The sequence below is a fragment of the Stenotrophomonas sp. STEN022 genome, assembly GCF_056760155.1.
This window is the reverse complement of the sequence record NZ_JBRREG010000118.1, coordinates 1-11,474: the sequence shown is the minus strand read 5'-3', so window position 1 is coordinate 11,474 and position 11,474 is coordinate 1. Positions and strand designations below refer to the sequence as shown.

The window sequence follows — 11,474 nt, the reverse complement described above, 5'->3', positions numbered from 1 at the left end:
CCCTATAATACCCCCCCCCTGCTCCGTCCCCCCCAAGGGGGGGGGTGGCCCCCGCGCCCGCGGCTTCCCCCAATAAAACCGCTAATTCCCCACGGGGCCGCGGTGCCGCCCCCCGTTTCTGTACGCATCAAGCATTTGAAGTATCAGTAACCGCGGTAATACGGCCACAGCGGCACAATCTGCACTTCCTTGCAGCCGTCATAGCGGCTGCAGCTGCCAAAGTAACCCGGCCCGGAATAGCGCTGGCGGGCATCGCGGTTATAAGGACTGTTGTAGAAGTCCGGACGCGAAAAATGGCCGGAACCATAGTAGCGGTACGGTGTTTGGCCGATGCTGGATTCGGTACGGAAGGTCTGCGCCAACACCTGCGAACCATCATTTTCGACATAACCGTTTTCGTTGTCGTAGCGCACCAGCCGGTAATAGATCGTCTCGCCGCCCTGCTTGCGGCTGTGCAGCTGCTCCATCTGCCCGCCGCCGGTATCGGCGTAGGCTTTGCCGCCTTCAAACAGCACTTCGCTGGGGTTGACGACTTCCTCCTCCAACGGCGGCGCGGCGGCCGCGCTCGCTGCTACTGCCAGCAACATGGCCGCTACAGCCAGCTTGTTCCACGCCTTACCCATAGTGCGCATGACCACCCTCCTTGATTGGGCACCTGCCGATAACGGCAGCCCGCCGTGATCGCCCAGCCAATACCGCTGGCTGAGCCGTCATTGCTACGTGCTGTCATCGCGGCGCCAGCTCTACCGACACTCGCAATGACCCATCGGGACGAATCCGCATTCATTATAGGAGCAAGCCACCCACAAAGCCGTGAAGCCGGGTCGATACTCAGCCCGCAGGTTTGGCCTGCTGGAAGCCAGCCAGTGCCCGGCGTATCACCTGCCTGGCTTCGGCAGCATCACCCCAGCCGTTGAGCTGGATGTCCGCACCACCGGGCAACTGCTTGTAGACGCGGAAGAACGCTTCGATGCGCTGGATCTCCACCGCCGGCAGGTCCTCCAACGCACGTACCTTCGCATAGCTTGGATCGACCGCATCCACCGGCACGCCAACGATCTTCTCGTCGGCCTCGCCTTTGTCGACCATGCGCAACACGCCCAGCGGGCGGAAGCGAACGACGGCGCCGGGCTGGATCGGGAAGCGGGTCAACACCAGCGCATCCAGCGGATCACCATCACCGGCCAAGGTCTGCGGCATCGAACCGTAGTTGGCCGGATAGGCGACCGGCATTGACAGGAAGCGATCCACCCGCAGCTCGCCGTGCTCACCGAGTTCGTATTTGATCGCGCCGCCAGCGGGGATTTCCACCGCCAGCAGTACCTCCTCCGGCGCGTTGCCCGGTTGCGGCAAGGCAAAGGGATGCAGCAACTCGCGTGCCGCCAGCCCGTTTGAAGTTGCGACCAACAACATGCCGCACAGCGCTGCCTGCATCACCTTCATCTACTCACTCCCAGCAACGGTCGTCGCGCCCCTTGGGCGAGACTGCACGCGGGCAATCACGCTGCGGGATGCGCCCTTCGGTGATCTCGCGGAACTGCTTGCCACCATCGGCGCCACGGTTGATCTGGAAAGCGTCATACAGGCGACCGGTTGCCGTGCGCGCCTCGTAGTGCAGCCCCTTGTCGTCCAGTCGTAGCACCTGGAACAACTGCGTGTCTTCGGCGGTCGGTTTCATCGTCGCGCGCGCTTCCGGCGACAAGCGGTACTGCTTGGGACCGGCAACGGACGAGATGTACTGCGGCAACGCTGCTCCTGCATCGGCACGGCGGCCGTAGGTGTGATCGTGGCCCTGCAGCACCAGATCGACCTTGTGCCGCTGCAGTACAGGGCGGATCTCGCTGGCAAGCACCGAGCTGTCACGCTCGGCGCGCAAGGGATACAGCGGCTGATGCACGACCACGATATTCCACGGCTGGCGACTGCTTTCCAGCACACCCTCCAACCAGTTCGCCTGCGCCTTGGCGGTGCCCAGATCCAGTGCCGAAGTACCATCCAACACCACCACGCGCAGACCCTGATAGTCGAACCAGTAGGTCGTACTAGCAGTAGCCGATGCACCATTGCCCGGCAGCGCGAAGGTCAGCGGCCAATGCTTGCCCAGCACACGCCGTTCCTGCGGCGTGTCCTCGAACTCTTCGAAGTACTCGTGGTTTCCTGCGGCCGGTGCGACCGCCATGCCCGGCAGCAACCAGCCACCAGCGGCGAACCACTCGCCCCATTCATTGTCGTCCTCGCCATCACCGCCACTGACCAGATCACCCGCAAACAGCGTGAGCCGCGCATCCGGCGCGGTCTGCCAGCCCTGCCGTATCACTCGGCTGACATGGCTGAGGTTCTTGTTCTGGGTGTCACCGAAGTACAACACCGTCAGCGACTGACCAGCGGCAGCGGCGGTACGGAAGTGCTGCCATGCACTCCAGGTGCCCTGCCCCTGCACCCGGTAGGCGTACAGCGTGTCGGCCTGCAGACCATCGATCAACGCACGATGGTGCTGGCTGTTGCCGTTCTCGGTCTGCAGCTGTTGGCTGCTCGCAGTGAGCTGCCGCACCTGGCCCATGTCCGGCGAGTCGCCAGCCACGGTGATTTCCAGCAGCGCCGGCTGGGCCAGCGGCGCTGTACGCCACGCCACCGCGAAACCGCTGCTGGCATCCTGCGCTGGCGACGCGACGATGCGGTCAGGAAAGCCACTGGCCGCGTAGTGCCGGCTCCCCGCCGGCACCTGCGTGTTGGGCTCGGCAGCTGGAGCGGCCCCCACCGCTCCAGCTGCGCCCAACAACGCTGCACCAATCAGAACGACCAACGGCAGCCGCTGCCTCAAACAACCATGCCCCCTCACTTGCCGCAGTCCTGCGGCAACGACAACGCCTTGGCGATGTCACGCCAATCAAAGGCCACCACGCCTTGATCGTCGTGCACCGCGTACAGCGCACCCTGCGGGAAACGTGCCGACACCTGCTGGCTGTTCCAGATGCCGTCGGTATTGGCCACCGTGTTGCCGTGGAACGAACCCACCGGCGCCAGCGTCTTGCGATCGAACAGATGGAAGGTACTGCGCTGCTTGCCCTGCTCGGTGGTGATCCACCAGCCGCCGTCGCCGCAGGTACGCAGCATCACGCCCTCGGCCTGTGCCTTGAACAGGCCGCGACCAAAGGTTTCGCCACTGAAGTCACCGGCCAGGTTGTAGATCTTGAACTCGCTGGCATAGCTTTCGTCTTCTTCGGCGATCAGCAGGCGGTCGTTGGCCGGATCTCCCCAGATCGATTCGACCACACGCAACGCGCCCTTGGGCGAGCTGTCGCCGATGCTGCGCACCAGCCTGGCCTGCACCTCGTCGCCATTGACGGTGACGTGATAGCGCCGCACACGCTCGTTCAGCCGCTCCAGCGCCGGCAGAATGTCATTGCCCGCCGCATCCTCGCCATCGTCGTAGGAGTCAGTGACGTACAGGTCATAGCCGCCCTGCACCGGGTTGACCCACAGGCCATAGGGCTTGCGCAGGTCGTTGCCGGCGAACACGCCCAGCGGCTTGAAGTCCGGCAGCTGCAGCACCTGCACGCGGTGGTTGTCGCGTTCGACGATGAACAACAGGTCGTCCTGCACCGCAATGCCATTGGGGCGATCGAACTGCCCCAATGCGGTGCCGGTGCTGCCGACGTCACGCAGATGCCTGCCGGTCTGGCCGTCGTACACCACCAGCTTGTCGGTGGCCTTGGCGGTGGCGATCAGCCACAGCCGGCCATCGGCACCGCGCCAGCTGGCCGGCGAATCGATGTTGTCAGCCGGCGTCATCGGCGTCAGGAAGGCTTCGGCCACCAAGGTGGACGGGACAGCGGTCGCACCCTCGGCAAGATCGGCAGCAGTCGGTGGCGTGCTGGACTTCGGCACCGGCTGGCAGGCGCTCAGCACCAACGCAACGGCGGTAGCGAGCAGCACGGCCCTCACAGTGCCACCTTCACGCCAATCGCGTAGGTACGGCCGTATTCCTCGTTCTGCAGGGTGCGCGAAGACACGCCCTGGTACAACTCGAGCGGCTCATCCAGCAGGTTGGAAGCTTCCAGGTACAGGCTCACGTTCTTGCTGAGCTTGTAGTCGAAGCTGAAATCGAGCTGGGTATGCGGCGCGACGTAGATATCGAATGCGCGGCTGTCGCCAATGGTGTCCAGGTACTCACTGCGATAGACGCCAGCCAGGCGGGTACTGAGACCACCCCACTCATAGCCGATATGCGCGCTGTAGATATTCTTGGACGCACGCGGCAGGTTGAAGTCCTCGCCTTCGCGGTCAGCGATGCCCGGATCGAAATCGGTATCCAGCCAGGTGCCGCTGGCACCGACCAGCAGGCCAGCCCATGCGCCCGGCAGGAAGCTCAGCTGCTGCTGCCAGTTGAACTCGGCGCCGAACACCTTGGCCTTGTCGCCATTGATCGAGCGGGTCACGTCGAAACCCGGGTACTCGGAATCGGTCTTACTCTCCACCTGCACGATGTAACCGTCGATGGATTTGTGGAACAGGCCCAGCGAGATGATGCCGCTGTCACCCAGGTAGCGCTCGAGCGAGAAATCCAGATTGGTGGACTCGTACGGGTCCAGGTTCGGATTGCCGATACGCGCTTCCTTATCGTCGCGGTTTACTGCCAAGCGTGGCGAGACATCACCAAACGACGGACGTGCGACGGTCTTGTTGACCGAACCGCGCAGCACCCAATCATTATTGGTGTCATAGCGCAGGTGCAGGCCTGGCAGCACACTGGTATAGCTGTTGTTGGCGATGCGCGGCGTAACAACAACAGTCTTGCCATCGCTGGCGATATCCACGTCGTTGCCGGTGGCATTGAACTGGGTGTTCTCGACGCGCACGCCACCGATCACGCGAAGCGCGCCAATGTCCCAGGTGCCCATTGCATAGGCCGAAAGGATGTCTTCACTGGCAACATAGTCCTCTTCCAGCGAGGTCATCTTGTTGCCAGCAACGTCGCCGGACTTGGCGCTGTACCTGCTGCCGTTCGCCGCCCACCAGGCGCGCATCGCCGCCGAGCTCATGCCTTGACCGAGGCTGCCGCCGCGATGATCCAGCGTCTTGCCGTTCCAGCCGGACAGATCGACCGCCGGGCCGGTACGCAGCTCGACCTCGTCCACATTGACATCACGCTCGCGCCAACGGCCCAGCACACCGAACTTGTAGCTGGCCTTGTCGCCATCAAAGCGGATGTTGACCTGCGCGCTGTGCTCGCTGTCGTCGATCTGCTTGGGCGAGAGCACCACGCGATCGAAGACATAGTTGCCGTTGTCCATCCAGCCGCTATCACTCAGGCTGATACCCGGGATGCCGCTGTTCTGGTTGAGGGTTGCCGACATGTCACTACCGTCGTAATCGAAGCGCGCTTCCATCTCGTCGTTCACGCGCTCGCGGGTCTTGGTATAGCCAAGCTTGTAATCCAGCACCGCGCCGCTCAGGCGATTCTCACCACCGAGGCTGACGGCCAAGGTGTTCTCTTCCTTGGTGCGGTAACGCATGCGCTTGCTGATGGCATCGCCCGGCAGATCGTCCACCTGGTAGCGGCCACCGCCCAGGGCGGTGATCGATTCCGCATCACCAAAGCCAAAGATCGTGCGCTGCCGCGTTTCAGCATCGTCGAACTGGCTGTACAGGGTACGCAGGTAGTAGCGATTGTCGTCATCCGGACGCCAATCGAAGTTCAAGTTTGCGCCGGTGCGTTCGCGCTCGATGGTGTACTTGCGACGCTGTACCTCGACCGCAACCAGATCATCCTCAGCGCCGCCATCGAACTTGTCGTACTCCACTTCGGTGTTGTCGGATTCAAAGGTTCGCTTCTGGTAGTTCACACCCAACGCCACACCGAAGGTTTCCGCAAACACTTCGCTGTAATTGAACGCAGCCTTCGGGCTGGTCTCGCCCGACAGCTCCTGGTGGCTGCCCTCCAGCTTGCCCTTCAAGGAGCGGCCATCACGATCGAAAGCGGAAGCCGATTCCACCACCACCGCGCCACCGATGGCATCACCCGGCATATCCGGCGTGGCCGACTTGATCACCCGCAGGCGCTCGGTGGATTCGGATGGAATCACGTCCAGCGGCGCTGCACGCGAGGAATCCTCGGGCGTGCCGATGGCGATGCCGTCGATGCTGACGCTGTTCAAGGCTGCATCCAGGCCGCGGATCACCACGAAGCGACCCTCGCCCTGATCGCGGGTGACGCTGACACCGGGCAGGCGCTGCAGCGACTCGGCGACGTTCATGTCCGGGTAGTCACCCATCGAGTCGGAGGCGACTGCGTCCTGCACGCCATTGGCGTCGCGCTTGAGTTCAACGGCACGGATCTGTGCTTCGCGCTGCGCACGTACTTCAATGCGCTCCAGATCGATGGCGGCCGCCGCACCACTGGCGAGCGTGGCTGTGCCATCGGCCGTGGCCTGTTGTGCATATGCAGGCGCGACAGCCATACAGGCCACCGCGGTCGTCACCGCCACCACCAAGACGCTCTTGCGCACTACCGCCCCCAATCTGTGTAAAGGATGGGTGTGCAAGGTATGTCCGTTCAGTTACGCGACAGTTACAGTGACACAGCGGGAATATTTCAGTGTGTTACTTCACAGGTACAGCGCGGTCAAAGAAAGCCGCTCCGTCAGCGTCATGGGCGTTACTGCCAGCCTCGGAGCCGCCGCTCCTCACCACAGTGCTGTTCGCTCATTTACGGCGCGTGCCTACAAGAACCTTCGCCTTTCTCCAACTGAAAGCACTCCATCACCTGATCCGGACAACGCTCACTGCGTTGCTGACGCCCTCTACCCGCATTTCGTAGACACCGTCGGCCTTTCTGATCAGCCGCACCTTGGGATCGGTCTTGTCTCCAGCAGAGTAACCACCCTGTGTCTGCCGCCATAGCTGACCATTGGCCAGCCTGAACTCGGTATCTCCCCTCCAACCCGTAAACCGGCCCTTGATCGTGGACTTGATGCTGCTTGAACTTTCCATCCACGCAGAAAGCGAGCGCTCGATACGCTGCACCCGCAACACCTCTGCACCAACTCCGATTTCATTGCTCGTCGGGCACACGATTACCTCCCCCCGCCGTCTACTCATGTATCCGGGGCCTGAGCTCACCTCCCACATGCTGCGATCGGACAAGATGATGATCTCTCCAGCGCGTCCCTCCAGGCGCTCGGGCCCTACCACGTTAGCCACATGGCAACCCCCGCCCCAAGCGACGCTTGGCAGCAGCAACGCTACGCCAGCCATACGTTTCCTCACGCGCATGTATGATCCCCCGCCGCCATGAAACGCATCAACGCCTCCGTACCATGATCGTGCCGGACACTCCGTCAACCTGCATCTCATAGTCGAAGCCCCGCCGCATCAACGTCACTCGTGGCGAATAAGCTGTTGTTTTCCGTACGCGCCCATCAGTCTGTTGCCAGATCTCCCCGTTCTGCAGCTGGAACAAGGTTTTCCCGGTCCATCCCTCGAAATTTCCTTTGATCCGGCTTTCGATGTGATGAGTGGCTCCCGCAAGAGACGAAGGCGAGGCGCGCGAACCAGAGATGGAAGCAACCTCCACTTCCGGATCCAACTCCACTTCAGGTTCCGGTTCTTTGAGGTAACCGAATTCGGCATCGTAGCGAACCAATCGGTAGTACATCAGCTGCCCGTTCTGTCGACGCGTGCGCAGCGCCTCCAGCTGGCCACGCCCCAGATCGATATAAGGCACACCGCTGCGAAATATCACCTCACTGGGATTCACGATCTCCTGCTCCAGCGGCGGCAGCACTGGCACGGCAGCCGCGTCCGCGGACCACAACGTGAACAGCAACAAACCCGTCCAGACCAACACCTCATCACGCAAGCGCATGCCCCCCTGTGTCGCACTTTCGGCCCGACGCGGGCTGCGAGCATCATCTCTGGAAACCACCCCACAAGTCACCCAGCACTGGCGTCACGCATCAGCCTTTGAGCCGGGCGCACGCCCACTGGATCCGGAGCCGCGTCTGCGCGCACGTTTCTTGCCGCGCCGGCCGGGCTGCCTCGCTCTATCTGGCGACTCGCGCCCGGCCGGCCTGCCGTTGCGAAGGCATGAGCGCAGAGGCGCTAAAATGGTGGCTCTCCTCCTGCTTGATCACGCCCATGAAAATCGTCGAAGTCCGCCACCCCCTGGTCCAACACAAGATCGGCCTGCTCCGCGATGCATCCATGAGCACCAAGGATTTCCGCGAAGTGGTCAACGAGCTGGGCACCTTGCTGGCCTACGAGGCCACAGCAAATCTGGAGACCGAAAGCCACACCATGCCCGGCTGGGCCGGCCCGGTGCAGGTCCAACGCATTGCCGGCGCCAAGATCACGGTCGTGCCGATCCTGCGCGCCGGCCTGGGCATGCTCACCGGCGTACTCTCGCTGATCCCGGCTGCGCGCGTGAGCGTGGTTGGCCTGCAGCGCGACGAGGAAACCCTGCAGCCGGTGCCCTACTTCGAGCGCCTGACCGGCCGCCTGGAAGAGCGCGATGCGCTGATCCTCGATCCGATGCTCGCCACCGGCGGCACCTTGATCGCCACCATCGACATGCTCAAGCGTGCTGGTGCACGCCGCATCAAGGGCATCTTCCTGGTCGCCGCACCGGAAGGCCTGAAGGCGCTGGAAGCCGTGCATCCGGACGTTGAGGTATATACCGCCGCCATCGACGAGCGCCTCAATGAGAAGGGCTACATCCTGCCGGGTCTGGGTGATGCCGGCGACCGTATCTTCGGCACGCGGGTTGGTTGAAGCCAGTCCGCGCAACACGTGGCTGCAGGCAACTGCCGGCAGCCACGCCAACGTTATCGCCGCAGCCAGTGCTCACCAGCAGCCGGTGAAGCGGCCAAAACCCCGCGCGCAGACTCGTTTCCAAGCAACTCGGCCTGTAGAAACGCGGTCCCGAGTTGCCGGGCTCTTTCGAACAGGTGCTCCGGTTCTCCACCGATCAGGTTGTGGTCGCCACCAGCAAGCACCACCGCGGTCTTGCCACCTGCGGGCGCCGTCTCGACCGCATAGAGGTGATCGGCTGGATCCACGACGAAGCCCGGCACCCGGTCTTCATCGCCGGTAACAAGCAGCATCGGCACTGCCAGCGATGCATACGATTCCGGCCCGATCAGGCCCGGTATCCTGCCCGGCGACGAGTAACCCAGCACCGCGACCACCGATGGGTCGCGCAGCGGCCCCAGCTGGGACAGCGCACCGCCGAGCGCTGTCGAAATCAAGGTCCCAAGGCTGTGCCCAGCTGCGGCTACCGGCAACCCCGGCCAATGTTCGGCCGCATATGCGCTGGCCGCGCGCATGTCGGCGAAACGTTCGCCCAGGCCCTGTTGCAGCGAAAACTTTTCCCGCTCCGGGTACTTCACCGAATCCACGTGCAAGGGCGCCAGGACCACGAAGCCGGCATTCGACCAGGACTGCATCAGCCGCTCGTAACGCTCCGGCCAGGCGCCATGCCCCGAGGAAAACAGCACCACCCCGCGCACCTGCGCAGGCGCCCATATCGCCATCGTGGTGGCGCGATCAGGGCGAGCCTGCAGCGGGACCACGTCGGTCGGAGCGGCAACCGCCGCCATCGCCGGTGCCAGCAACATGACGCAAGCCAGCATGGCACCGCGCAGCAAAGAAGGAAGTTTCAAGGCGATACCTCTGCAGAAAGTGTTGCGACGACTGTGGCCGCTGACAACGACCAGATTCAGTGCCGGAAGTCAGTTTCTACAGGGGCGAAGGTCAGCACATGCGTCCCTCAGGCGCACGGCAACGATTAAAAAAATTTCATCGCCGGTTGACGAAGACTTACTCCCCTGCTGGCGGATGCTCACCGCACCACCCGCGAAGGAGCCATACCATGTACCGCCCCGCCCTGCTCGCCTGCCTACTGCTGGCCACCGCACTCCCCCTCGCTGCTAGTGCCGCGCCAACCGCTACCCGCACACCGCAACAACAACGCATGGCCGATTGTTCGGCCAAGAACAAAGGCATGAAGGGCGACGCCTACAAGCAGGCGCAACGCAGCTGCCTCAGCACCCACACCGCCCCGGCAACAGCCGCAACGCCTGCATTGGCTGCGCACCCGGCAATGGCAACGCCTTCGCCGACTGCAGCAAAGCCGATGCCGATGCCTGCAGCACGCACCGCCACCGCGGCGGTCACGCCGCAGCAGCGCATGGCCGGTTGCAACGCCGACGCCGCGAGCAAACATCTTGCCGGCGATACCCGCAAGACCTTCATGAGCAATTGCCTGCGCACCCATTGAGCGCTATCGGCAGGCAACAAAAAAGAGCGGAACCTTTGGGTTCCGCTCTTTTCGTTCGCGTCACATATTGCCTGGGGAGCTCAGGCGGCCAGCGAACGCGCCTTCAACTCACCCACTTCATGGGCGGTGGCAAAGCGCCCCTTCTCGTCACGCACCACCTGCGCCATCGCACATTGCGGATCGTGGGTGAAAAACAGGTGCACGTTGCGCGCCAGTTTGTCTTCCAGGAAGGCCCGTTTCTCGTCGATCAACAATTCAGCATTGCGGTCTTAACCCATGGTGATCGGCACATGCACCCAGGAGCGCCCGGGAATCAGATCCGCACAGAACACCACGCCACCGCGCGGCTGCCCGTTGACCCGCTCGGGACCGACGATCTCGGCCAGCATCAAGCCTGGCGTATGGCCGTCGCTGAAGCTGAAACGCACCGACTCGCCCAATGCTTTCGAATAGGCGCCGCTGACGATTTCCAGACGCCCACTGGCTTCCAGCAAACCGGTCAGCTCGGGAATGAAGCTGGCCCGATCACGTGGGTGCGGATGCTTGGCCCGCTCCCAATGCTCGGCACCAATCACAAAGGTCGCATTGGGGAACAACAACTCCGGCTCTCGACCTTCCGACCACTGTGCCAGCAAACCACCTGCGTGATCGAAGTGCAGGTGGCTGAGCACGACCACGTCGATGTCTTCATGCTCGAAGCCTGCCTCACGCAGTGAGTCGATCAACACATGACGCGGCTCCTGCACACCATAGCGCTCACGCAGCTTGGGCTCGAAGAACGCACCGATGCCGGTTTCGAACAACACGGTCTTGCCACCCAGCGGGCTGGCCAGCAAGGCGCGGCACGCCAATTCAATACGATTGGCATCATCGGCCGGAGCCCATCGCTCCCACAACGCCTTGGGTGCGTTGCCGAACATTGCGCCGCCATCGAGTTTTTGCGAGTTACCGCGAATCGACCATAGTTTCATATGAAAAATTCTACCCGCTGCGCGTTAAATATTCGCAAGGATCCGGTGGCGGATAATTGACGGGCAACGGTACTGGCGGAGACGTCGTGCTGTGTGCGTTTGAAGAGCGCTTGCCACCCGCTTTGATGCCGGGCCAGCGCGGGCTACTTTGTGGGAGCGGCGTCAGCCGCGAAGCAGGCAAATCATCGGTTGGCACAGTTGCCGAAGGTTTCAGTGACGTCAGC

The 11,474-nt window shown here is 62.8% G+C and carries 10 protein-coding genes and 1 pseudogene; 2 read left to right on the top strand and 9 right to left on the bottom strand.

All coding sequences use genetic code 11. The annotated features are described in order from the left end of the window. Window positions 1–143: 143 nt before the first annotated feature. From ACVOMF_RS18600 to ACVOMF_RS18570, 7 genes are all read right to left on the bottom strand, one after another. Window positions 144–632: a hypothetical protein gene (locus ACVOMF_RS18600; RefSeq protein WP_481510584.1), complete on the bottom strand. Its 489-nt coding sequence runs from the start codon at window positions 630–632 to the stop codon at window positions 144–146. Window positions 633–831: 199 nt separating this feature from the next. After that, the gene (locus ACVOMF_RS18595; protein ID WP_481510583.1) at window positions 832–1,443 is read right to left on the bottom strand and encodes an inorganic diphosphatase; all 612 of its coding nucleotides are present in this window, start codon (window positions 1,441–1,443) and stop codon (window positions 832–834) included. A gap of 4 nt (window positions 1,444–1,447) precedes the next feature. Then, entirely contained in the window at window positions 1,448–2,821 is a 1,374-nt protein-coding gene (locus tag ACVOMF_RS18590) for a purple acid phosphatase family protein (protein ID WP_481510582.1), read from the bottom strand. Between the two features lie 14 nt (window positions 2,822–2,835). Continuing rightward, window positions 2,836–3,945 (bottom strand): NHL repeat-containing protein, encoded by a 1,110-nt coding sequence (locus tag ACVOMF_RS18585; RefSeq protein ID WP_481510581.1) that lies wholly within the window; start codon window positions 3,943–3,945, stop codon window positions 2,836–2,838. Further along, the gene (locus ACVOMF_RS18580) at window positions 3,942–6,461 is read right to left on the bottom strand and encodes a TonB-dependent receptor (RefSeq protein WP_481510585.1); all 2,520 of its coding nucleotides are present in this window, start codon (window positions 6,459–6,461) and stop codon (window positions 3,942–3,944) included. The genes ACVOMF_RS18585 and ACVOMF_RS18580 overlap by 4 nt, the downstream gene beginning before the upstream one ends. 301 nt (window positions 6,462–6,762) lie before the next feature. Continuing rightward, window positions 6,763–7,026, bottom strand: coding sequence for a hypothetical protein (locus ACVOMF_RS18575; protein WP_481510580.1), 264 nt, complete (start codon window positions 7,024–7,026; stop codon window positions 6,763–6,765). Window positions 7,027–7,303: 277 nt separating this feature from the next. Continuing rightward, complete coding sequence (locus ACVOMF_RS18570; protein WP_481510579.1) at window positions 7,304–7,867, bottom strand: hypothetical protein; 564 nt, start codon at window positions 7,865–7,867, stop codon at window positions 7,304–7,306. Window positions 7,868–8,139: 272 nt separating this feature from the next. Between ACVOMF_RS18570 and upp the strand changes: the two genes are divergently transcribed. Beyond that, the gene (upp, locus tag ACVOMF_RS18565) at window positions 8,140–8,772 is read left to right on the top strand and encodes a uracil phosphoribosyltransferase (protein ID WP_481510578.1); all 633 of its coding nucleotides are present in this window, start codon (window positions 8,140–8,142) and stop codon (window positions 8,770–8,772) included. Between the two features lie 53 nt (window positions 8,773–8,825). Here the strand turns inward: upp and ACVOMF_RS18560 are convergent, their stop codons facing one another. Next, entirely contained in the window at window positions 8,826–9,662 is an 837-nt protein-coding gene (locus ACVOMF_RS18560; RefSeq protein ID WP_481510577.1) for an alpha/beta hydrolase family protein, read from the bottom strand. Window positions 9,663–9,871: 209 nt separating this feature from the next. Here ACVOMF_RS18560 and ACVOMF_RS18555 point away from each other — a divergent pair, with 209 nt between their 5' ends. Next, window positions 9,872–10,279 (top strand): PsiF family protein, encoded by a 408-nt coding sequence (locus tag ACVOMF_RS18555; protein WP_481510576.1) that lies wholly within the window; start codon window positions 9,872–9,874, stop codon window positions 10,277–10,279. Window positions 10,280–10,359: 80 nt separating this feature from the next. Here ACVOMF_RS18555 and ACVOMF_RS18550 read toward each other — a convergent pair. Continuing rightward, window positions 10,360–11,250 (bottom strand): annotated as a pseudogene (locus ACVOMF_RS18550) (MBL fold metallo-hydrolase). Window positions 11,251–11,474: the final 224 nt, after the last annotated feature.

What these genes read in the sequence shown, in the direction of transcription:
- ACVOMF_RS18595 (WP_481510583.1), bottom strand. Translation starts at nt 1,443, where the DNA reads ATGAAGGTGATGCAGGCAGCGCTGTGCGGCATGTTGTTGGTCGCAACT.
- ACVOMF_RS18570 (WP_481510579.1), bottom strand. Translation starts at nt 7,867, where the DNA reads ATGCGCTTGCGTGATGAGGTGTTGGTCTGGACGGGTTTGTTGCTGTTC.
- ACVOMF_RS18580 (WP_481510585.1), bottom strand. Translation starts at nt 6,461, where the DNA reads ATGGCTGTCGCGCCTGCATATGCACAACAGGCCACGGCCGATGGCACA.
- upp (WP_481510578.1), top strand. Translation starts at nt 8,140, where the DNA reads ATGAAAATCGTCGAAGTCCGCCACCCCCTGGTCCAACACAAGATCGGC.
- ACVOMF_RS18600 (WP_481510584.1), bottom strand. Translation starts at nt 632, where the DNA reads ATGCGCACTATGGGTAAGGCGTGGAACAAGCTGGCTGTAGCGGCCATG.
- ACVOMF_RS18555 (WP_481510576.1), top strand. Translation starts at nt 9,872, where the DNA reads ATGTACCGCCCCGCCCTGCTCGCCTGCCTACTGCTGGCCACCGCACTC.